This is a genomic window from Allobosea sp. CS1GBMeth4, from assembly GCF_900185715.1.
Lineage (GTDB): Bacteria > Pseudomonadota > Alphaproteobacteria > Rhizobiales > Beijerinckiaceae > Allobosea.
In genome coordinates this window covers 268,128-290,168 of sequence record NZ_FYAS01000019.1, presented here as the reverse complement: position 1 = coordinate 290,168, position 22,041 = coordinate 268,128, and the positions used below count along the sequence as shown (strand labels likewise).

Annotated in this window: 21 protein-coding genes and 1 pseudogene; 18 read left to right on the top strand and 4 right to left on the bottom strand. The window is 68.0% G+C overall.

Going from position 1 to position 22,041, the window contains the following annotated elements:
* Window positions 1–365, top strand: a pseudogene (locus CS1GBM4_RS12695) (hypothetical protein); the annotation flags it as partial.
* A 57-nt stretch (window positions 366–422) separates the two neighbouring features.
* Here the strand turns inward: CS1GBM4_RS12695 and CS1GBM4_RS12690 are convergent.
* On the bottom strand, window positions 423–842 hold the full coding sequence (locus CS1GBM4_RS12690; protein ID WP_186419077.1) for a globin domain-containing protein: 420 nt from the start codon (window positions 840–842) through the stop codon (window positions 423–425).
* 99 nt (window positions 843–941) lie between these two features.
* Window positions 942–2,357, bottom strand: a complete 1,416-nt coding sequence (locus CS1GBM4_RS12685) for an MATE family efflux transporter (protein ID WP_244607192.1) — start codon at window positions 2,355–2,357, stop codon at window positions 942–944.
* A 280-nt stretch (window positions 2,358–2,637) separates the two neighbouring features.
* On the opposite strand from CS1GBM4_RS12685, the gene CS1GBM4_RS12680 reads away from it, so the two are divergent.
* The 13 genes from CS1GBM4_RS12680 to CS1GBM4_RS12620 all read left to right on the top strand — a co-directional run bounded on the left by CS1GBM4_RS12680 (window position 2,638) and on the right by CS1GBM4_RS12620 (window position 16,364).
* The gene (locus CS1GBM4_RS12680) at window positions 2,638–3,867 is read left to right on the top strand and encodes a M20 family metallo-hydrolase (RefSeq protein ID WP_186419076.1); all 1,230 of its coding nucleotides are present in this window, start codon (window positions 2,638–2,640) and stop codon (window positions 3,865–3,867) included.
* 168 nt (window positions 3,868–4,035) lie between these two features.
* On the top strand, window positions 4,036–5,448 hold the full coding sequence (locus CS1GBM4_RS12675) for an amidase (protein ID WP_186419075.1): 1,413 nt from the start codon (window positions 4,036–4,038) through the stop codon (window positions 5,446–5,448).
* Between the two features lie 221 nt (window positions 5,449–5,669).
* Entirely contained in the window at window positions 5,670–7,268 is a 1,599-nt protein-coding gene (locus CS1GBM4_RS12670) for an ABC transporter substrate-binding protein (protein ID WP_186419074.1), read from the top strand.
* Window positions 7,269–7,387: 119 nt separating this feature from the next.
* Window positions 7,388–8,329, top strand: a complete 942-nt coding sequence (locus CS1GBM4_RS12665) for an ABC transporter permease (RefSeq protein WP_186419073.1) — start codon at window positions 7,388–7,390, stop codon at window positions 8,327–8,329.
* Window positions 8,326–9,243, top strand: a complete 918-nt coding sequence (locus CS1GBM4_RS12660) for an ABC transporter permease (protein ID WP_210201576.1) — start codon at window positions 8,326–8,328, stop codon at window positions 9,241–9,243. The genes CS1GBM4_RS12665 and CS1GBM4_RS12660 overlap by 4 nt, the downstream gene beginning before the upstream one ends.
* 1 nt (window position 9,244) lies before the next feature.
* A complete protein-coding gene (locus CS1GBM4_RS12655; RefSeq protein ID WP_186419072.1) occupies window positions 9,245–10,234 on the top strand; it encodes an ABC transporter ATP-binding protein in 990 nt (329 codons plus the stop codon).
* Window positions 10,231–11,265 (top strand): dipeptide ABC transporter ATP-binding protein, encoded by a 1,035-nt coding sequence (locus CS1GBM4_RS12650; protein WP_186419071.1) that lies wholly within the window; start codon window positions 10,231–10,233, stop codon window positions 11,263–11,265. The genes CS1GBM4_RS12655 and CS1GBM4_RS12650 overlap by 4 nt, the downstream gene beginning before the upstream one ends.
* A gap of 72 nt (window positions 11,266–11,337) precedes the next feature.
* On the top strand, window positions 11,338–12,270 hold the full coding sequence (locus CS1GBM4_RS12645; RefSeq protein WP_186419070.1) for an N-carbamoyl-D-amino-acid hydrolase: 933 nt from the start codon (window positions 11,338–11,340) through the stop codon (window positions 12,268–12,270).
* A gap of 129 nt (window positions 12,271–12,399) precedes the next feature.
* A complete protein-coding gene (locus CS1GBM4_RS12640) occupies window positions 12,400–12,975 on the top strand; it encodes a hypothetical protein (protein WP_186419069.1) in 576 nt (191 codons plus the stop codon).
* 41 nt (window positions 12,976–13,016) lie between these two features.
* Window positions 13,017–14,180 carry an amidohydrolase/deacetylase family metallohydrolase gene (locus tag CS1GBM4_RS12635; protein WP_186419068.1) on the top strand — a complete coding sequence of 388 codons (1,164 nt, stop codon included), beginning with the start codon at window positions 13,017–13,019 and terminating at the stop codon, window positions 14,178–14,180.
* A 158-nt stretch (window positions 14,181–14,338) separates the two neighbouring features.
* Complete coding sequence (locus tag CS1GBM4_RS12630; RefSeq protein ID WP_186419067.1) at window positions 14,339–14,833, top strand: GNAT family N-acetyltransferase; 495 nt, start codon at window positions 14,339–14,341, stop codon at window positions 14,831–14,833.
* Window positions 14,830–15,288, top strand: a complete 459-nt coding sequence (locus CS1GBM4_RS12625) for a RidA family protein (protein WP_186419066.1) — start codon at window positions 14,830–14,832, stop codon at window positions 15,286–15,288. Before CS1GBM4_RS12630 ends, CS1GBM4_RS12625 begins: the two co-directional genes overlap by 4 nt.
* The gene (locus tag CS1GBM4_RS12620; protein ID WP_186419065.1) at window positions 15,285–16,364 is read left to right on the top strand and encodes a D-TA family PLP-dependent enzyme; all 1,080 of its coding nucleotides are present in this window, start codon (window positions 15,285–15,287) and stop codon (window positions 16,362–16,364) included. Before CS1GBM4_RS12625 ends, CS1GBM4_RS12620 begins: the two co-directional genes overlap by 4 nt.
* A 127-nt stretch (window positions 16,365–16,491) precedes the next feature.
* Here the strand turns inward: CS1GBM4_RS12620 and CS1GBM4_RS12615 are convergent, their stop codons facing one another.
* Complete coding sequence (locus tag CS1GBM4_RS12615) at window positions 16,492–17,157, bottom strand: GntR family transcriptional regulator (protein WP_186419064.1); 666 nt, start codon at window positions 17,155–17,157, stop codon at window positions 16,492–16,494.
* An 86-nt stretch (window positions 17,158–17,243) separates the two neighbouring features.
* Here CS1GBM4_RS12615 and CS1GBM4_RS12610 point away from each other — a divergent pair, with 86 nt between their 5' ends.
* The 4 genes from CS1GBM4_RS12610 (at window position 17,244) to CS1GBM4_RS12595 (ending at window position 21,189) form a co-directional block, all read left to right on the top strand.
* The gene (locus tag CS1GBM4_RS12610; RefSeq protein ID WP_186419063.1) at window positions 17,244–17,870 is read left to right on the top strand and encodes a TRAP transporter small permease; all 627 of its coding nucleotides are present in this window, start codon (window positions 17,244–17,246) and stop codon (window positions 17,868–17,870) included.
* A complete protein-coding gene (locus tag CS1GBM4_RS12605; protein ID WP_186419062.1) occupies window positions 17,870–19,138 on the top strand; it encodes a TRAP transporter large permease in 1,269 nt (422 codons plus the stop codon). Before CS1GBM4_RS12610 ends, CS1GBM4_RS12605 begins: the two co-directional genes overlap by 1 nt.
* Before the next feature lie 33 nt (window positions 19,139–19,171).
* Window positions 19,172–20,161, top strand: coding sequence for a TRAP transporter substrate-binding protein (locus CS1GBM4_RS12600; protein ID WP_186419061.1), 990 nt, complete (start codon window positions 19,172–19,174; stop codon window positions 20,159–20,161).
* A 71-nt stretch (window positions 20,162–20,232) separates the two neighbouring features.
* Window positions 20,233–21,189, top strand: coding sequence for a dihydrodipicolinate synthase family protein (locus CS1GBM4_RS12595; RefSeq protein WP_186419060.1), 957 nt, complete (start codon window positions 20,233–20,235; stop codon window positions 21,187–21,189).
* Between the two features lie 118 nt (window positions 21,190–21,307).
* Here the strand turns inward: CS1GBM4_RS12595 and CS1GBM4_RS12590 are convergent, their stop codons facing one another.
* Window positions 21,308–22,033: a DUF1028 domain-containing protein gene (locus CS1GBM4_RS12590; RefSeq protein ID WP_186419059.1), complete on the bottom strand. Its 726-nt coding sequence runs from the start codon at window positions 22,031–22,033 to the stop codon at window positions 21,308–21,310.
* Window positions 22,034–22,041 lie beyond the last annotated feature (8 nt).

Sequence of the window (22,041 nt, the reverse complement as noted above, 5' to 3'; positions counted from 1 at the left end):
CCCATATGGACGAGATGACCCAGGCCAACGCCGCCCTCGCCGAACAGAGCGCCGCCAGCGCCGGCGCGCTGTCGGGCAAGATCGCCGAACTCAACGCCCTCGTCGCCGGATTCCGCACCAGCGAGAGCCGGTCCGCCGCCGCGACGCCGTCCTCTGTTCCGTTGGCGCCGGCTCTCGCCGCCCGGTCCGAAGCCGCCTCTGCCGGCAGCGAGCCGGAGCGGCTGCGCCAGCTCGCCGAGGCCGCCTTCGCCCAGAGCCGCGCGGCCGCGCCGCGCCGCGAGCGGGCCGTGCCCGCCCCGGCTCAGGTTCCGCCACGCAAGGTCGCCAATGGCCGCGCCAGCGACGACGGATGGGAGGAATTCTGAGCGGCGCCGGAGCCTTGGGGGCGGTCGCGGCGCCCGCACCGTCCGGCGGCCGCACGGTCAGGCGGAGCGGCGATCGTCCTGGGCGGCGAGCATGATGGCGGCCATCTGGTCGTAGACTTTGATCCAGGCGACCCGCGTCTGCGCGGTGAACGCAGGCCCGAGCGACGTCTCCAGGGTCCACAGGAGCGCTGCGCGCACGGCCGCGTAATGCTCCGGCCGGACGCCATAGCTCTGATGACGCTCGCCCAGGCGCCTGAGCAGGAGTTCGAGGCCGGCGGGGTCGTTCAGCATGGCGAGGGCCACGGTGAGCATGTCCATCAACCGGGCGGCCTGGGTCTCGATGTCGGGCTTGAACAGAGCGCGTGTCTCGGACCTGTCGGTGAACAGTCGTTCGTAGAACAGGCAGGCCGTTTCGATCTTGCGCCGATGCAGCTGCGCAAAGCTCGAACGGACCAGTGCGATGTCCTCTGGCGTCACGGAGGCTCCCTTGCGGCCTTGCACGGCGAGCGCCGATTCTCCACCAGGACAGGCGCGATCGCAACCTATGGTTAGCGGCTTCGGGTTCGCCGCCCGGAATCAGTCCGCCGGCGGACGCTCTCCGGCGCGATGCGTCAGACCCAGCCGCTCGCGGGCGAACCAGCGCGCCAGCATCGGTATCGCGACGACGCCGAGCCCGACCGCGAGGCCGATCCAGATGCCGACGCCGGCGAGCGGCGTCCAGAAGCCGAGCGCGGCCGACAGCGGCAGGCCGATGCCCCAATAACCGAGACCGGCGAAGAGCATCGGCACGCGCGTGTCGCGCAGGCCGCGCAGGACTGAGGCGCCCACCACCTGCGCGCCGTCGGCGATCTGGAAGATCGCTGCATAGAGCAGGAACAGCATCGCCGTCTGAGCGACCTCCGCGGCCTTCGGCTTGCTGGCGTCGAGGAAGGGCGCGACGAGCCAGTGCGGCACCAGCAGCATCGTCAGCGCCGTCACGCACATGAAACCGATCGCCAGCGCGATCGCCGTCGTGCCGGCGCGCGTGACGCCGTCGCGATCGCCGGCGCCGAAGGCGCGCCCGACCCGGACCGTCCCGGCCTGGCCGATCCCCATCGGCACCATGAAGGTCAGCGAGGCGATCTGGATCGCGATCGCATGGGCGGCCAGCGCGGTGGAGCCGAGCAGCCCCATCAGCAGGGCGGCGCCGTTGAAGATGACCACCTCGAAGGCGACCGTGGTCCCGATCGGCAGACCCATCCGCCAGAAGGCGCGGTAGCGGCTCCAGTCGGCACGCCAGACGCGGCCGAAGACATGGTAGCGCCGAAAGCGACGGTCGAGCGACACCACCATCGCGAGACCGGCGAACATCAGGGTCGAGGCCATCGTCGTCGCCAGCCCCGAGCCGGGCAGGCCGAGCGCCGGGAAGCCGAGCCGGCCGAACATCAGGACCCAGTTGGCGAGCGCGTTGAAGGCGACGGCCAGGAGCACGATCACGAACGCCCAGAACGGCCGCTGCAGCGCCGCCAGGAAGCCGCGCAGGACGAGATAGCCGTAGAAGGGCAGGAGGCCCCATTGCAGCAGGTGCAGATAGGAGGCTGCCGCTTCCGACAGGGCGGGGTCCTGTCCCATCGCCTTGAGGATGGTCTCGCCCTGCCAAAGAAACAGCCACATCGGCAGGGCCAGCGTGACGGCGACCCAGAAGCCCTGGCGCACGGTGCGGCGCACGTCGCGGACCGAATGCCGGTTCCGGCCGAGTTCGATCGAGACCATCGGCGCCACCGCCGCCATCACGCCGATACCGAAGATCAGCACCGCCATGTAGAGATTGGAGGCGAGCGCGCCGGCCGCCAGCGCTTCGGGGCCGAGATGGCCCATCATGATCACGTCGGTCGCCGTCATCGCCGTCTGCGCGACATTGGTCATGACCATCGGCCAGCTCAGCGCCAGCATGGCCTTGACCTCGGCGAGCCAGGGACTCGCCGAGCGGTAGGGGAGGGCAATCTGCGACATGGTTGCCTTTTATCTGGGCAGGGTGCCGCTTTACAGCCCTCGGGCCATGATGATTCTGGATTGATCCGATCCGAATTCATCATGATCGGGTCCGGCCCCGGACGGGCGGGCGACCGGTTCCCGCTTTCGGCGATCCGCTCCGGAGCGCCGGGGCTGCCCTGCGCGTGGCGCGCTGCGGCTCCGCGCCGCGCTGGCGCCTCGGCCTCTTGCGCGGGCGGCCCGGTTCCTGCCTGCTGCGCGTCGGCCCCCGGGCAGATGCCTACGATGGAGAATGGACGATATGAGCACCAACCTGCGGATCGACGGCGAGCGCCTGCTCTCGCGGCTGGCGGCCCTGTCGAGGATCGGGGCGACGCCCGAGGGCGGCTGCAGGCGACTGGCGCTGACGGACGAGGACAAGCAGGGGCGCGACTGGCTGGTCGGCGAGTTGACGGCTCTCGGCCTCGACGTCCGGGTCGACGCGATCGGCAACATCGTCGGCATCCTGAAGGGTCAGGAGGACGGGCCGGCGGTGATCATGGGCTCGCATATCGACACGGTCGGCACCGGCGGGCGCTTCGACGGCGCCCTCGGCGTCATCGGCGGCGTCGAGGTGCTGGCGGCGCTGCGCGACGCCGGAGTGACCCCGAAGCGCGACATGGCGGTGATCGCCTTCACCAACGAGGAAGGCGCGCGCTTCCATCCCGACATGCTCGGCTCCTATGTCTGGGCCGGCGGCATGAGCGTCGACGCCGCCCATGCCGAGCAGGACGCCGACGGCGCCGTGCTCGGCCATGAGCTGAAGCGCATCGGCTATCACGGGCCGGAGCGGCCCGGCTTCCTGCCGGCGCATGCCTATCTCGAGCTGCACATCGAACAGGGACCGGTGCTGGAAAGCGAGGGCGGCGGCCTCGGCGCCGTGACCGGCATCCAGGGGATCTGCTGGCTCGAGCTGACCCTGACCGGGCGGCCGAGCCATGCCGGCACCACGCCGATGCGCTACCGCAAGGATCCCGGCCTCGCCGCGGCCCGCATCAACATCTTCGCCAACGAGTTGACCAAGACGATCCCGGGCCAGCTCGCCAATTCCGGCGTGATCCGCGTCAAACCCGGCAACGTCAACGTCGTGCCGGAAACCGTCGTGATGACGCTCGATTTGCGCAACCCGCTGGACGCGCCGCTGGCCGAGGCCGAGGCTGCCGTGCGCAAGTTCTGCGCCGAATTGTCGGCGCGCGACGACATCGCCATCAGCTTCCGCGACCTCGCCCGTTTTCCGGCGACCCCCTTCGCAGAGGAGCTGATCGCCAGCGTGGAGGCGAGCGCCGCCGAGTTCGGCCTGCCGATCCGCCGGATGATCTCGGGGGCCGGTCACGATGCCCAGATGATGTCCCGCCTCTGCCCGACGGCGATGGTCTTCATCCCCTCGATCGGCGGCCTTTCGCACAATCCGGCCGAGCTCAGCAGCGACGAGGACATGGTTGCCGGCGCCAACGTCCTGCTCAGCGCCGCCTGGCGCGCCGCCAACGCCTGATATCCAGGGTGCTCATGAACCTCCACCGTCATCCCGGACGGGGCGAAGCGGAGCTCCGGGATCCATCGTAGGGCGCAGAGCCCTACGATGGATCCCGGGCCTGCGCGGCTGACGCCGCTTGCCCGGGATGACGGCATGGTTCCGAACCGATCTCGAACGGATGTTGCCATGACCGCCATCGCCTCGCTTTCCGCCGCCGAACTCGGCGGCCTCTACGCTGCCCGCGAACTCTCGCCTGTCGACGTGGCAAAGGATGCACTCGCCCGCATCGATCGCTTCGAGCCGGAGGTGAATGCCTTCGTCGTCCGCGACGAGCAGATGACCCTCGCCATGGCCGAGGCCGCGCAGGCGCGCTGGCTCAAGGGGGAGGCGCTGGGGCCGCTCGACGGCGTACCGGTGACGATCAAGGACAATCTCGGCGTCGCCGGCTGGCCGATGCGGCGCGGCTCGGCCGTCGCTTCCGACGCGCCCTTCCAGCAGGACGCGCCGGCGACGGCGCGGCTGCGCGAGGCCGGCTGCGTCTTCCTCGGCAAGACCACCATGCCGGAATATGGCTGGAAGGGCGTCGGCGATTCGCCGCTCTCCGGCATCACCCGCAATCCCTGGGACGTCTCGACCGGTCCGGGCGGGTCCTCGTCGGGCGCGGCCGTCGCGGCGGCACTCAATCTCGGCTGCCTCCATCTCGGCACCGACGGCGCCGGCTCGGTGCGCATCCCGGCCGCCTTCTGCGGCGTCTTCGGCCTGAAGCCGAGCTATGGCCGGGTGCCGGCCTGGCCGGTCTCGACCATGGGCTTCCTCGCCCATCTCGGCCCGCTGACCCGCACCGTGCGCGATTCCGCCCTCGCCATGAATGCGATCGGCCGTCCCGATTCGCGCGACATGACCGCCTTCAAGGACATGCCGCCCGATTTCACGGCGGAGTTGGACCGCGGCGTGCGCGGCCTGCGGATCGCCTGGTCGCCGCGCCTCGGCGGCGACGTGCCGGTCGATTCCGAGATCGCGACCTTGGCGCATGCGGCGGCGCTGGCGTTCGAAGAACTGGGCGCCAGTGTCGAGGAGGTCGACCCCGGCTTCGAGGATCCGGTCGAGACGCTGATGACGCTCTGGGCTGCCGGTGCGGCGCTCGCCCTGCGCAGCGCGGATGCGGCGACGCGCGGACGGATGGACCCCGGCCTCGTCGCGGTCGCGGAGATGGGGGAGCGGATCGACGGCGCGACCTATGTCGACGCCCTGCTGAACCAGCGCAACGCGCTCGCCTATCAGATGGCGCAGTTCCACGAGCGATTCGACCTGCTGCTCACGCCGACCTTGCCGCTGCCGGCGTTCGCCGTCGGGCGCAATACCCCCGGGCATGGCCGCTATGGCGAGGATTGGACGCGCTGGACGCCGTTCACCTACCCGTTCAACATCACCCAGCAGCCGGCTGCGGCCGTGCCTTGCGGGCTGACCTCGGCAGGGCTGCCCGCCAGCCTCCAGATCGTCGGTCCGTTCGGTTCCGACCTGCTGGTCATGCGGGCCGCCGCGGCGTTCGAGGCGGCGCGTCCCTTCGCTCGCGTCGACGCGCCGATCAAATCGGTTTAGCCGGTCGCGCGCAATTTTCTGCTTCGGGCGGGCGACTTGTGCGTCATTTGTGTACAAACGATGTCGCCAGTCACGAACAGGTTCCGTTTGGCACGAACCCTGCAAGCTCGCTTTCGGGCGTCGGTGGCCCGTCAAGCGTGTTGTCAGAGGCGAGATTTTCTGCCCACACTCTAGGCAAGGTCGCCCAATCAGAGGCCACCGTTTCAGGGGAGAGGATTGCGATGGATCGCAGAAGGTTTCTGAAGACTGCCGCCGGTACCGGCGTCATGGCGGCGACTGGCGGTCTCGCCATGCCGGCGCTCTCGCAGGGTGCCGCGGCGAAGACTCTGCGTTTCGTGCCGCAGGCCAACCTCGCCAATTTCGACCCGATCTGGGGAACGCAATACGTCGTCCGCAACGCGGCGGCGCTGGTCTGGGACACGCTCTACGGCATCGATTCGAAATTCCAGCCGCAGCGGCAGATGGTCGAGGGCGAGGAGGTCTCCTCCGACGGGCTGACCTGGACCTTCAAGCTGCGCCCGGGCCTCAAGTTCCATGACGGCACGCCGGTGCTCGCCAAGGACGTGGTTCAGAGCCTGAAGCGCTGGCAGGCCCGCGATCCGATGGGCCTGATGATCAAGGCGATCGAGAACGAGCTCTCGGCGATCGACGACCGCAGCTGGAAGTGGCAGCTGAAGCAGCCCTTCCCGAAGATGCTGCTGGCGCTCGCCAAGAACAATGCGCCGTGCTCCTTCATCATGCCCGAGCGCATCGCCAAGACCGATCCGTTCACGCAGATCACCGAATATGTCGGCTCCGGCCCGATGAAGTTCGCCCGCGGCGAGTGGGTCCCCGGCGCCAAGGCGGTCTTCGAGAAGTTCGCCGACTACGTGCCGCGCTCCGAGCCGGCCGACTGGCTCGCCGGCGGCAAGAAGATGCTGGTCGACCGGATCGAATGGGTGATCATCCCCGACGCGGCGACCGCGGCCGCGGCGCTGCAGAGCGGCGAGGTCGACTGGTGGGAGACCCCGCTTTCCGACCTCGTGCCGGTGCTCAAGGGCAACGCCAACATCAATGTCGATATCGGCGACCCGCTCGGCAATATCGGCGCCTTCCGCATGAACCACCTGCACCCGCCCTTCAACAATCTGAAGGTGCGCCAGGCGGTGCTGACGGCGATGAACCAGGAAGACTACATGCGCTCGATCGTCGGCGACGACGACAAGCTCTGGAAGCCGCTGCCCGGCTTCTTCACGCCCGGCACGCCGCTCTACACCGAGGCCGGCGGCGACATGCTGAAGATGAAGAACGTCGCGGCGGCCAAGAAGCTCCTCGCCGAATCCGGCTACAATGGCGAGCCGGTGATCTGCGTGGTCGCGCAGGACATGTCGGCGACCAAGTCGATGGGCGACGTCACGGCCGAGCTGCTGAAGAGCATCGGCATGAAGGTCGAGTTCGTCGCGACCGACTGGGGCACCGTCGGCGCGCGGCGCGCCCAGAAGACGCCCCCGAGCCAGGGTGGCTGGAGCATGTTCCACACCTGGCACGCCGGCGCGGACTGCATCAACCCGTCCTCCTACACGGCGATCCGGGCCAATGGCGACAAGGCCTGGTTCGGCTGGCCGGACGTGCCGGCGGTCGAGGCCGAGGTCACCAACTGGTTCAACGCCAAGGACCAGGCCGAGGAGAAGGCGGCGATGGACCGCCTCAACAAGGCCGCCGTCGAGAACGTGGTCTACGCACCGACGGGCTTCTATCTCGGCTACCAGGCCTGGCGGAAGAACGTCACTGGCGTGACCAGCGGCCCGCTGCCCTTCTTCTGGAACGTAGCCAAGGGCTGAGCGCCTACCGGCAACCCCGGGCCGCCGCACGCGCGGCGGCCCGCACTACACCCGCCGGACCGTTTCGGACCAGTCCAATTCCAATCGGCCCGGCGCCTCTCCTCCGACCGAAGTGAGCGATGCTTTCCTTCATCGTCAGACGCATCATCACGACGATCCCCGTCATGGCCTTCGTGGCGCTGTTCGTCTTCTCGTTGCTCTATATCGCGCCCGGTGATCCGGCGGCCGTCATCGCCGGCGACCAGGCCTCGCCCGCCGATGTCGAGCGCATTCGCGCCAGCCTGGGCCTCGACCGGCCCTATCTCGTCCGCTTCGCGGAATGGTTCTTCAGGGTGCTGCAGGGCGATCTCGGCACCTCCATCTTCACCTCGCTGCCGGTGACGCAACTCATCGCCCAGCGTATCGAGCCGACGGTCTCCCTGATGGTGCTGACGCTGATCTTCGCGGTCACCATCGCCGTGCCGCTCGGCGTCGTCGCCGCCTGGAAGGCCGGGACCTGGATCGATCGCTCGGTCGTCGCCTTCGCCGTCTTCGGCTTCTCGGTGCCGGTGTTCGTGATCGGCTACCTGCTCGCCTACATGTTCGCGCTCAAGCTCGACTGGGTGCCGGTGCAAGGCTACACGCCGCTGTCGCAGGGCATCTGGCCCTGGTTCAAGAACCTGATCCTGCCCTCGATCACGCTCGGCACCGTCTACATCGCGCTGATCGCGCGCATCACCCGGGCGACCATGCTCGACGTGCTTCAGCAGGACTATATCCGCACCGCCCGCTCCAAGGGCCTGGCGCAGGACAGCATCCTCTTCCTGCACGCGCTGAAGAACGCGGCCGTGCCGATCATCACGATCATCGGCATCGGCGTCGCGCTGCTGATCGGCGGCGCCGTGGTCACGGAGAGCGTCTTCGCCATTCCCGGCCTGGGGCGGCTCACGCTCGATGCGATCCTGCGGCGCGACTATCCGGTGATCCAGGGCGTCGTCCTGATCTTCTCCTTCGTCTATGTGCTGGTGAATCTGGTCATCGACCTGATCTACACCCTTGTCGATCCGAGGATACGCTATTGACCGCGCTGCAGCCCGCCCCGGTCCCTGCCGATCTCGCGGTCGCCCCGGACCTGCCCGACGTGCTGAAGGCGAGGAAGCCGCTCACCGGCTTCATCGGCTTCCTGCGCAAGAACCCCTCGATCGCGATCGGCGGCTTCCTGCTGCTGGCGATGATCGTCATCGCCGTCTTCGCGCCTTTGCTCTGGACCGTCGATCCGACGGCGATCTCGACGGCGCGGCGCACCCGTGTGCCGTCGGAGCTGTACTGGTTCGGCACCGACATGCTCGGCCGCGACATCTATTCGCGCGTCGTCTACGGCGCCCGCGTTTCGCTGATCGTCGGCTTCTCGGTCGCGACCCTGGCCTCGATCGCCGGGCTGATCGTCGGCCTGTTCTCCGGCTTCGTGCGCTGGGCCGACGGCATCATCATGCGCGTCATCGACGGCATGATGTCGATCCCGCCGATCCTGCTCGCCATCGCCCTGATGGCGCTGACGCGCGGCTCGGTCCAGAACGTGATCATCGCCATCACCGTCGCGGAGATCCCGCGCGTCGCCCGCCTGGTGCGCGGCGTCGTGCTGTCGCTGCGCGAGCAGCCCTATGTCGACGCCGCAGTGGCGGCCGGGACGCGCACGCCGATGATCATCTTCCGGCACATCCTGCCGAACACGCTCGCGCCGATGAGCGTGCAGGCGACCTATATCTGCGCCAGCGCCATGATCGTCGAGGCGATCCTGTCCTTCATCGGCGCCGGCGTGCCGCCCGCGACGCCGTCCTGGGGCAACATCATGGCCGAGGGGCGATCGCTCTGGCAGGTCCGCCCGCACATCATCCTGTTCCCTTCCATCTTCCTGTCGCTGACCGTGCTCGCCGTGAACATGCTCGGCGATGGCCTGCGTGATGCGCTCGACCCGCGCATGGCGAAGAGGCTCTGACATGGCCCTGCTCGAGATCGACAAGCTCCAGACCCATTTCCGCACGCCCGACGGCATCAACCGCGCCGTCGACGGCGTCTCCTTCTCGATCGAGGCCGGACAGACTCTCGCCGTCGTCGGCGAGAGCGGCTGCGGCAAGTCCGTCACCGCCATGTCGATCCTGCGCCTGATCCCGGAGCCGCCGGGCAAGATGGCCGGTGCCATCCGCTTCCAGGGCCGGAACCTGCTCGAATGTTCCGACGCTGAGATGCGCGACATCCGCGGCAACGAGATCTCGATGATCTTCCAGGAGCCGATGACCTCGCTCAACCCGGTGCTGACTGTGGGGCGCCAGATCGGCGAGACGCTGCGCCTGCACCAGAACATGTCGAAGGCGCAGGCCAAGGCGCGTGCCGTCGAGATGCTGCAGCTCGTCGGCATCCCCGAGCCGCGCCGGCGCGTCGACGAATACCCGCACCAGCTCTCCGGCGGCATGCGCCAGCGCGTGATGATCGCGATCGCGCTGGCCTGCTCGCCCAAGCTCCTCATCGCCGACGAGCCGACGACGGCGCTCGACGTGACGATCCAGGCGCAGATCCTCGACCTGATGCGAGACCTGAAGCGGCGCGTCGGAGCGGCGATCATGCTGATCACGCACGATCTCGGCGTCGTCGCCGAGGTCGCCGACCAGGTCGTCGTGATGTATGCCGGGCGCAAGGTCGAGGAGGCGCCGGTGCGCGAGCTCTTCGCCAACCCGCTCCATCCCTATACGCAGGGCCTGCTCGGCGCGGTGCCCAAGCTCGGCTCCTCGCTCGTCGGCGAGAGCGAGCGGCTGTCGGAGATCCCGGGCCTGGTGCCGAGCCTGAAGAAGAAGATCGAGGGCTGCGTCTTCGCCGGGCGCTGCCCGAAGGTGACCGATCTCTGCCGGCAGGTCGCTCCCGGCCTGGAGCTCAAGGCGCGGGACCATGTCGCCGCCTGCCATTACGCGCAGAAGGAGGCCGTCGCGGCATGAACACGGCAGCGCCCCTCCTCGAGGTCAACGACCTCAAGAAGCACTATCCGATCCGTGGTGGCCTGCTCTCGGGCGTCACCGCCAATGTCTATGCCGTCGACGGCGTCTCCTTCGACATCACCCGCGGTGAGACGCTCTCGCTGGTCGGTGAATCCGGCTGCGGCAAGTCGACCGTCGGCAAGGCGATCCTGCGCCTGTTCGACATCACCTCGGGCCAGGTCGTCCTCGACGGCCAGCGCATCGACCAGCTTTCCGCCGGCAAGCTCCGGCCCTTGCGCCAGCGCGTGCAGGTGGTGTTCCAGGACCCGTTCTCCAGCCTCAATCCGCGCATGCGGGTGCGCGACATCCTGGCCGAGCCGATCACCAATTTCGGCATCGTCTCCGGCAAGGACGCGGTCACCGAGCGGACCATGCAGCTGATGGACAAGGTTGGGCTGCCGCGGGACGCCGTCCATCGCTGGCCGCATGAGTTCTCGGGCGGCCAGCGCCAGCGCATCGGCATCGCCCGCGCGCTCGCGGCCGAGCCCGAGCTGATCATCTGCGACGAGGCGGTCTCGGCGCTCGACGTTTCGGTCAAGGCGCAGATCGTCAACCTGCTCTGCGACCTGCAGAAGGAGCTCGGCCTGGCGCTGCTGTTCATCAGCCACGACCTCGCCATCGTCGAGCACATGACCCACCGGGTCGCGGTGATGTATCTCGGCAAGATCGTCGAGATGGGCGAGAAGAAACAGATCTTCGGTGCGCCGAAGCACCCCTACACCGAGGCGCTGCTCTCGGCTGTGCCGGTGCCGGATCCGACGATGAAGCGCGAGCGCATCCTGCTCAAGGGCGACGTGCCGAGCCCGGTCAACCCGCCCAAGGGCTGCCGGTTCAACACGCGCTGCCCCTACGCCTTCGATCGCTGCCGCAGCGAGGAGCCGGCGCTGAGGCCGATGGCGGACGGCCATGTCGCCGCCTGTCACCTGCATGACCGGCCGCCGGCGGAGAACCCGCTTCTGAAGCATCCCTCGCCTGCGCTCGCAGGGGCTTGATCCAGGCCGAGGACGCGACCGACGATCCCGCGCGGAGAGAGCGGGTTCGCCTGCATTCATGGAGACCAGACGATGAGCCGCATCCTGACCGTCGGCGCAGCCCAGCTCGGGCCGATCCAGCGCGACGAGAGCCGCAGCCAGGCGGTCGCGCGCATGATCGAGCTGATGCGGCAGGCGAAATCGAACGGTTGCGACCTCGTCGTCTATCCTGAAGCAGCCCTGACCGCCTTCTTCCCGCATTGGTGGATGGAGGACGAGGCGGAGATCGACGGCTATTTCGAGAGCGCCATGCCCTCGAACGAGACGGCGCCGCTCTTCGCCGAGGCCGAGCGGCTCGGCATCGGCTTTCATCTCGGCTATCCCGAGCTCGCCTTCGAGGAGGGCCGCAAGCGCCGCTTCAACACCGCGATCCTGGTCGACAAGGCGGGCAGGATCGTCGGCAAGTATCGCAAGATCCATCTGCCGGGGCATCCCGAGCACCGGCCGGAGGCCGCCTTCCAGAATCTCGAGAAGCGCTATTTCGAGACCGGCAATCTCGGCTGGCCGGTGTGGAACACCATGGGCGGGCGGCTCGGCATGATGATCTGCAACGACCGGCGCTGGCCCGAGAGCTATCGGGTCATGGGCCTGCAGGGCGTCGAGATGATCGTGCTCGGCTACAACACGCCCAAGCACAACCCGCCGGCGCCCGACCACGACAGGCTCGGCAATTTCCACAACCAGCTCGTCATGCAGGCCGGCGCCTATCAGAACGCCACCTGGGTGGTCGGCGTCGCCAAGGCCGGGCTCGAGGCCGGAGTCGACCAGATCGGCGGCTCCTGCATCATCGCGCCGACCGGCGAGGTGGTAGCCCAGGCAGTGACGGAAGGGGACGAGCTCGTCATCGCCCGCTGCGATCTCGATCTCGGCAACAGCTACCGGAACTCGACCTTCAACTTCGCCAGGCACCGCGAGCCGCAGGCCTACGGCATGATCGTCGAACGCAAGGGCGCGGTGATCGCGTGAACCCTCCTGGCGCCCGCGCCGCGATCGTCAGCCCTGGTCGAGAACCGGCTCTGACCCTGCCAAGGGCTCCGCGATGCCGCGTCCGGCTCCTCGAGCCGAAGCACGCGGCGGCGCGACAGGAGCGATGACGTGTCCCCCGATCCCCTCAACAAGAACTGCTTCCTTCCGGCCAATATCGGCCCGCACGAACTGGCCGCACGCGGACTGTCGGGCGGCACCCAGAATGGCGGCATGTCGCACATCCAGCGCATCCATCTCAGCGTCGGGCAGCACTATTTCCGCTTCTGCGACTCGGCCCGCTTCGCCGCGGACCCGATGCGGGCCGCGGCCGGGCCCTGGTGGGCCGAATACGAGGTCTTCGTGAAGGTGAAGCAGGCGGCGCGGCGCCACGGCACGATCCAGCGCTACGCCAACATCATCCGCTCGTCGCGGCTCGCCTATGCCGCCAAGCTCTATTTCGCCATCCCCTATGAATGGGGCGATTGCGGCGCGCTCGTCATCGCGCGCCTCGACGATCGGCTCGACGCCTTCAAGGGACGTGGCCTGACCGCCTATCTGAGCGGGGCGGACCCGCGCGATGGCGGCGCGAAATACGCGCCGATCCAGGATTCCTCGATCTCGCAGCTCTACATCCCCGAGCTGCACCATCACTTCGCCAAGGCCTTCACGATCATTCAGAAGGGCGCGACGGCCGGCTTCGCCTGACGCGAAAGGTCCCGCCCGCCCGGTTTCCCAAGGGAGCAGTCATGACTCACGATCTCATCCTCAAGGGCGGGCGGGTGATCGACCCGTCACAGAAGCACGACGGCGTCGTCGACGTCGCCTTCACCGGCGGGAAGGTCTCGGGATTCGGCAAGGACCTGAAGGGTGCGAAGGAGATCCGCGATGTCTCCGGCTACATCGTCACGCCGGGGCTGATCGACCTGCACACCCATGTCTACTGGGGCGGAACCTCGCTCGGCATCGACGCCGACGAGTTCTGCCGGGCCTCGGGCGTCACCACCTCGGTCGACACCGGCTCGGCCGGCCCCGGCAACTGGGCCGGCTTCCGCAAGCATGTGATCGAGAAGAGCCAGGCGCGCATCCTCGCCTATCTCCACGTCTCCCATGCCGGCATCTACGGCTTCGACCACCGCGTCATGGTCGGCGAGAGCGGCGACCTCAGGATGATGAACCCGATCGATTGCGTCGAGGTCGCCGACAAGAACCGCGACCTGATCGTCGGCATCAAGGTCCGTGTCGGCCTGCACGCCTCCGGCACCTCCGGAACGGTGCCGCTCAACATCGCGCTGCAGGTCGCCAACGAGGTCGGCATGCCGCTGATGTGCCATATCGACCATCCGCCACCGTCCTATGAGGAGGTGATCGGCATGCTCAGGCCGGGTGACGTGCTGACGCACGCCTTCCGCCCGTTCCCGAACGCGCCCGCGACGGCGCAGGGCACGGTGAAGCCCGAGGTGCTCGCCGCCCGCAAGCGCGGCGTCATCTTCGACATCGGCCACGGCAAGGGCTCGTTCTCGTTCAAGACGACGCGCGCCATGCTCGCCAACGGCTTCGAGCCGGACGTGATCTCCTCCGACGTGCACAAGCTCTGCATCGACGGCCCGGCCTATGACCAGGTCACCACGATGTCGAAGTTCCTGTGCATGGGCATGAGCCTGACCAACGTCGTCGCGGCCTCCACCGTGAACGCCGCCATGGCGCTGAAGCGCCCGGAGCTCGGCTCGCTCAAGGTCGGCTCGCTCGGCGACGCCACCGTGCTCACCGTCAAGGAAGGCAAGTTCGACTATGTCGACGTCGTCGGCGAGCACCTGACCGGCGATCGCAAGATCGTCTCCGAGGGCGTGGTGCTGAAGGGCGCCTGGTGGCACCCCAGGCGCAGCAACAGGTTCAGGAAGGTCGAGGCGTAAGGAACAGGCGTCGTCCTCTGGCGAAGCGAAGCGCAGACCCGAGAAACTCTGGACGAGAAGGCGCTGATTGAAGCCTTCTCCGGTCTGAGATGCTCGGGGGAAGCCCAGCATGACGCGCAATCGCTCCGATGGTCGCACCCTCACACTCCTGGCGCCCCATGGCAGCCGCCGACCTGCCGGCGGTGACGGCTGTGGCGGCGCAGGTGCATCCCGACTATCCGGAGAGCGAGGCGATCTTCGCCGAGCGGCTCGCGCTCCACCCCGCGGGCTGCCTCGTGCTGGCGGGCGGGCAGGGGCTCTGGGGCTATGTGCTGAGCCATCCCTGGCGGTTCGGCGACGTCCCCGCGCTCGACAGCCTGCTCGGCGCGCTGCCCGAGTCGGCGGATGTCTATTACATCCATGATCTGGCGCTGTTGCCGGCCGCTCGCGGCAGCGGGGCGGCCTCCGCTTGCGTCGCCGGGCTGGCCGCGCATGCGGCTTCGGCCGGGTTCCGCCGCATGGCGCTGGTCGCCGTCGGCAACTCAGCCGGCTTCTGGCGTCGCCATGGCTTTCACGAGGCGCATGACGAAGCCCTTGCCCGCAGGCTTGCGAGCTATGACGATGCCGCCCGCTACATGATCAGCGATCTGGACGCCGAGGAGAGAAACGCATGAGTGCCGACGACAAGCTCAGGGAGCTGGGGCTGACCCTGCCGGAGGTGCCGACCCCGGTCGCGACCTATGTCAGCTTCAAGCGCGTCGGCGACTTCATCTATCTCTCCGGCCAGGGTCCGAAGCGCGCCGACGGCAGCTACCCGACCGGCAAGGTCGGCGCCGGCGTCTCGATCGAGGAGGCCTACGGCCATGCCAGGCAGACCGGGCTCGGCCTGCTCGCGGCGATGAAGAAGGCGGCCGGTTCGCTCGACAAGGTCGAGGTCGTCAAGCTGCTCGGCATGGTCAACGCTGCGCCCGATTTCGCCGATCACCCCAAAGTCATCAATGGCTGCTCCGACCTGTTCGTCGCCGTGCTCGGCGACAATGGCCGCCATGCCCGCTCCGCCGTCGGCATGGGCTCGCTGCCCAACAACATGACTGTCGAGATCGAGGCGATCGTGCGGGTGCTGCCGTGACGACCGCGCTCGCCGAGGAAATCGCCCGCGTCTACAGCACGCCGGCCGTCGTCATCGACCTCGACAAGGTCGAGGCCAATATCGCGCGGCTCCAGGCCGCCTGCGACGCCGCCGGCGTCGCCAATCGTCCGCACATCAAGACGCACAAATCGCCGGAGCTGGCGCGCATGCAGGTCGCGGCCGGCGCGCGCGGCATCACCTGCCAGAAGCTCGGCGAGGCCGAGGTCATGGCCGATGGCGGCATCGACGACATCCTGATCAGCTACAACATCCTCGGCGAGGAAAAGCTGGGGCGCCTGGGCGCCTTGCAGCGCCGCGTGCGCATGATCGTCGCCGCCGACAATCCGGTGACGATCGCCGGCCTGCCGAGGGCGGCCGAGATCGCCGGGCGCGACCTCGAGGTCGTGGTCGAATGCGACACCGGCCGCAAGCGCGCCGGCGTCGAGACGCCGGGCGAGGCCGTGGAGCTGGCGAAGCAGATCGCCGCGTCGAAGGGCCTCACCTTCGCCGGCTTCCTGATGTATCCCCCGGAAAATGGCTGGCCGGCGACGCAGGACTTTCTCGACATCGCCAATGCCGGCCTGCGCGAGGCCGGGCTGGAGGCCGGCATCGTCTCGACCGGCGGCTCGCCGAACATCCCGAACATCGGCAAGCTCAAGGGCGCGACCGAGCATCGCTCGGGCACCTCGATCTTCAACGACCGCATGCAGATCGCGGCCGGGGTGGCGAGCCTGGAGGATTGCGCGCTGACGGTCTACGCCACGGTGGTCAGCCGGGCCGGCCCGGAGCGCGGCATCCTCGATTCCGGTTCGAAGACGCTGACCAGCGACAAGGGCGGGCTCGACGGGCACGGCTACATCCTCGAATACCCGCTGGCCCGCATCGCGCAATTCGCCGAGGAGCACGGCTTCCTCGACCTGTCCGGCAGCAATGAGCGCCCCAATGTCGGCGAGGTCGTGCGCGTGGTGCCCAACCATGTCTGCGTCGTCGTCAACATGGTCGACCGGCTGGTGACCGTGCGCGGCGACAAGTTGATCGGCGAGCTGCCGGTCGCGGCGCGCGGCAAGCTGACCTGATCGACTTTGCTCAGGAACCAATCGTCATGCTCGCCCTGTGGCGAGCATCCACGTCTTGACCACCGCCTTTGCCGCAGGAAGACGTGGATGGTCGGGACAAGCCCGACCATGACGGGGTAGGGCGCTGTTATCCCTTCCCGCGTTCCTCCAGGAACGCCACCAGGTCCCGCCGCACCAGCTCGATATGGTCGACCAGCAGGCGGGACGCCTCGCCGATCGCTCCGGCGCGGCAGAGCCGGATCAACTCGTTGTGCTCGGCCTGGGCCCGCTCGATCGATGAGCTGCGCTGCAATTGCAGCCTCGTATAGCGGTCGCTGGTCTGCAGCAGCCCCGAGACGATCGACAGCGTGCGCGGCTGGGTCGCGCGGGCATAGAGCGCCAGGTGGAAATCGGCGTTGAGCACGCCCCAGCGGCCGACATCGCCGGCCTGCATCGCTTCCTCGAACGCCGCTTCCATGCCGGCGACGGCCGCGAAATCCTCCGCCGTCAGGGCCGGCAGCGAACTCGCCAGGAGGCGCGGCTCGAGGAGCTCGCGCAGCTCGAAGACGTCGTTGATCTCGTCCAGCGACAGGCCCGAGACGATCGCTCCCTTGTGCGGCACGATCCTGACGAAGCCCTCCGCCTCGAGCTGGAACAGCGCCTCGCGAACCGGGATGCGGCTGACCTCGTAGGCCTGTGCCAGCGCGTCCTGCCGCAATTGCGAGCCTGCCGGATAGCTGCCGTCGAGGATGTCCTGGCGCAGACGATCGACGATCGCCGAGGACAGGGTGCGGTGCTTCAGGGGCGGGGACATCGGCTGGCACCGTAGTGGATGGCGTCGTGGAAGGCCATTGACAGGTAGATTTTATACAATCTACAAGATGGCATGGGGAAGGCAAGATGAGCAATCAAGCTGTCGCGGCGCACAGCCGCTCCATGGCCGTGCCGGAGGCGATCGTCTCCTTATCCGGACGCCTGCTCCGCTTGGAGCAGCGCGCCATCCAGGCTCTGATGTTCCTGCTCTCGGCGCTGATTCTGCTCAACGTCGTCACCCGCTATAGCGGCCATCCGATCTACTGGATCGACGAATCCGCCGTCTACAGCGTGGTCTGGCTCACCTTCATCGGCGCCTCGGCGATGACGCGCATGCGGCTCGATTTCGCGGTGACGATGCTGACCGAGCGCCTGCCGGCGCGGGGCGCCGCGATCTTCCGCGCGGTCGCGACCTTCGGCGTGCTGCTGTTCGGCATCGCGCTCGCCGTGATGTGCTGGCTCTGGCTCGATCCGGTCGGTATCGCGCAGGCCGGCTTCGACGCCAGGGAGTACGCCGCCGGATCGTTCAACTTCATCTACACGGAGCGGACCCAGACCCTGAACTGGCCGACCTGGGTAATCTACCTGATCATGCCGCTCTTCGCCCTGTCGATGAGCCTGCATGCTCTGGCGAACCTGTTCGAGGATATCGGCCTCGTCGCCAGGCGGGAGCTGCCCGGCTTCGCCGCCAATGCAGACGGGGTGGTGAACTGATGGCCGTCACGATCGGAGCCTTCCTCGGCATCATGCTGGCCGGCGTGCCGATCGCGCTGTGCCTTTGCCTCGGCGCGATCATCTACATCGCGGCGACCGGCAACATGCAGCTCCTGCCGAACTATCCGCTGCAGATGTTCGGCGGCGTCGACAGTTACGGGCTGATCGCCATCCCGCTCTTCATTCTCATCGGCGAGATCATGAACGGCGGCGGCATCACCCGCCGCATCGTCGACCTGGCGATGGCCTTCGTCGGCTCGCTCAAGGGCGGCCTGGCCTATGTCAACATCCTCGCCAACATGTTCGTCGCCTCGATCCTCGGCTCGGCGACGGCGCAGGTCGCGATCATGGCGCAGGTCATGGTCCCCGAGATGGAACGCAAGGGCTACGACAGGGATTTCGCCGCCGGCCTCACCGCCTATGGCGGCATGCTCGGCCCGATCATCCCACCCTCGGTGATGTTCGTCGTCTATGCCGTGCTGGCCCAGGTCTCGGTCAGCGACATGCTGCTGTCGGGCATCGTGCCCGGCGTGCTGCTGACGCTCCTGTTCTTCCTCATCATCGCCGGCATGGGCTTCGTCTACAATTACCCGGCCGGCAACAGGCTTTCGCTGCGGGAGCGCGCCAGGATCGTGCTCGGCGCCGCGCCGACGCTGCTGATCCCGATCGTCATCGTCGGCTCGATCCTGGGCGGCTTCGCCAATGCCACGGAAGCGGCCGCCGTCGGCTCGGTCGCGGCGGCGCTGATCGGCCGCTACTGGACGAAGCAGCTCAAGTTCGAGCAGATGCCGCAGATGATGCTGCGCGCCGGCGTCTATTCGGCGATCGTGCTCTTCCTCGTCGCCGCCGCCGCCGTGTTCTCCTGGGTGCTGGTCTACGGCAAGGTCCCGCAGACCGTCGCTGCCTCGATCCAGGCCATCGCCAAGGATCCGGTGACCTTCATGCTGCTGGTCAACGTCATCCTGCTCGTCATCGGCACGGTGATCGACGGCATTCCCGGCCTGATCATGACTGTGCCGATCCTGCTGCCGATCGCGACCGAGGTCTATGCGATCGACCCTCGCCATTTCGGCGTGGTCGCGGTGATCAATTTGGTGCTCGGCTTGCTCTCGCCGCCGGTCGGCCTCTGCTTCTTCGTCGCCGCCGCGGTGACGGGGGCCAAGCCCGGCAGGATGTTCCTGGTGACGCTGCCCTTCTTCATCATCTCCTGCGTCCTCCTGGCCCTGCTCTCGATCTACCCATGGCTGTCGCTGGCCCTGGTGAAGTGAACCCGCCTGCCAATCAATAAGGGGAGTACCGTCATGACCATCTCGCGCCGTCACCTGATCGCCGCCGCGGCGACCCTGCCGATCGCCAAGCCGGCCCTGCTGCTTGCCCAGAGCAAGGATCTGCGCCTCGGCATCCTCACTCCCAACGGCCATCCCTGGAACGTCGCGGCCGTCAAGGTCGGCGAGCGCCTGAAGGCCGAGACCAACGGCCGGCTCAACCTGACGGTCTTCCACTCCGGTCAGCTCGGCAACGAGGCGGCGATGCTGCAGCAGATGCAGTCCGGCGCGCTCGACATGGGCTGGATCATGGCCGCCGAGCTCGGCTCGCGCGTCCCGGCGATCGGCGCGATCACCGCGCCCTATATCGTCGACTCGACCGCCAAGATCGCCAAGCTGGTGCGCGATCCCGTCGCCATGAAGCTGTTCGACGTGCTGCCGCGCGAGACCGGCTGCGTCGGCCTGGCCTGGGGCATCACCGGCATGCGTGCCGTCTTCTCCGCGAAGGAGATCGACGGCATCGCTGGCATCAAGGGCATGAAGCTGCGCATCAACCCGACGCCGGTCTATCGCGACTTCTACCAGCTGCTCGGCGCTGCCCCGACCCCGATCCCGACGCCGCAGGTCTTCGACGCCATGACCAACGGCCAGGTCGACGGGCTCGAGGCGGACCTCGAATTCTCCTGGAACCAGCGCTTCGACAAGGTCTCGAAGACCATCCTGCAGATGAACGCCATCTTCATGCCGGTGATCGCGCTCGCCTCGGGCCGCGTCTGGCAGGGCATGCCCGCAGCCGACCGCGAGCTGATCCAGAAGACGGTGCGTGCCGCCCTCGACGAGCAGATCGACGCGCTCGCCGGGAACGAGCCCAAGCTCGTCGAGCAGTTCAAGGCGGCCGGCGCCAAATTCAAGATCGCCGACCCGAAGGACGCCGAGGCGGTCGTCGCCGAGTTCGACAAGATCTGGCTGCCCAAGGCGCCGGTGCTCGCCGATCTGCGCAAGGCCGGCAAGTCGATCGCGGCCTGATTTTCGGCCTATTATCGCGGCTGCGGGCATGTCGCCCGCAGCCGCACTTCTCCCGCGGAGCGGACCCAGCCATGACCAAGAACATCTTCAGCGGCACCATTCCCGCCCTGATGAGCCCCTGCACCGCCTCGGGCGCCGTCGACTATGCCGAACTCGTTCGCACCGGCCGCCATCTGATCGAGGCCGGCATGTCGGCCGTCGTCTATTGTGGCTCGATGGGCGACTGGCCGCTGCTCACCGACGAGCAGCGCATGGAAGGCGTCGAGGCCCTGGTGAAGGCGGGCATCCCGCTCATCGTCGGCACCGGCGCGCAGAACCCCAAGCGCGCCGCCGCGCTCGCGGCCCATGCCAAGCAGGCCGGGGCGCAGGGGCTGATGGTCATCCCGCGCGTGCTCTCGCGCGGCTCCTCGCTGCAGGCCCAGCGCGCCCATTTCGAGGGCATCCTGGCGGCGGCGGTCGACCTGCCCTCGGTGATCTACAACAGCCCCTATTACGGCTACGAGACCAAGGCCGACCTGTTCTTCGCCCTGCATGAGCGCTATCCGCATCTCGTCGGCTTCAAGGAGTTCGGCGGCGGCGCCGCGCTCACCTATGCGGCCGAGCACATCACCAATCGCGATCCCAGCCTGACCCTGATGGTCGGCGTCGACACGCAGGTCACGCACGGCTTCATCCGTTGCGGCGCCAAGGGCGCGATCACCGGCATCGGCAACGCGCTGCCCAAGGAAGTGCTGCACCTCGTCGCGCTCTCGGAGAAGGCCGCCGCTGGCGATCCGCAGGCCGAGCGCGACGCGCTCGAGCTCGAGCGCGCGCTCTACGTGCTCTCCTCCTTCGACGAGGGCGTCGACCTGGTGCTCTACTACAAGCACCTGATGGTGCTGGAAGGGCACAAGGCCTATGAGCGTCATTTCAACGACAGCGACAGGCTGTCCGACGCCCAGCGCAACTATGTCGAGACCGAATGGCGCCGCTTCAAGAGCTGGTACGCTAAATGGGCGGCCGAGAGCCGCGCCGCCAGGGCGGCGTGAGATCAGCCGTCATTCTCGGGCGGCGCGCAGCGCCGACCCGAGAATCTCATGACGAGAAGACACTGGTTTCCGAGATGCTCGGGTCAAGCCCGAGCATGACGATCGGCTCTGCCGATCGTCACTCCGGGTGCCGCGCGTTCCATGCCGCGGCGTATTCGCTGCACAGCCGGTCGAGCTCGGCGCGGTCGGTGATGCCGGCCGGACGCGCCCGCGAGGGCGAAGCCTTCTGGAACGGCACATAGCGCTGATGCGCCACCCGCCAGATCCGGCGCAGCTCCGCGAGCGGATCGGCATGGTCGTCGACCCTGATGTCGAAGCTCGGCACTGGCTCGCCGGCCCAGATCTTGATCGCGCAGGATTGCCGGCCACGCTTGTCGCCGCCGGCCTTCTCGCCGGCCTCGAGCGCCACGAGCAGGCGCTCGTCGAAGTCGAGGCCCGAATTCTGGACATAGGCCTTCAGCGTCTCCTGCACGACCTGGGGCCCCGCCAGCATGTTGCCGGCGACCGAGACCTGCGGCCCGTCGACCGCTCCGCACCAGTCGATGCAGGCATTGCCCGTATAGGACGCCGTGCGGCCGTCGCGGTCGATCACATGCAATTGCCGGTGCGCCCGGCCTTCGTCGGCCGCGGTCAGGCTGGCGATGATCTCGACCGAGGAACGCCCTTCCTGAAGCAGCTTGAGGCCGTCGACGCCGTAGAGCGGGTTGACGAAGGCCTGCGTCGCGATCGCCCCGACCCGGCCGCAGCCATAGGGCACGCGCGAGCCGACGGCGAAGGCGCAGGTCGATACGGCGACGCCATAGGCGCCGGTCGCGGCGTCGCGCGCGACGATGGACCATGTCATGGAAGCAG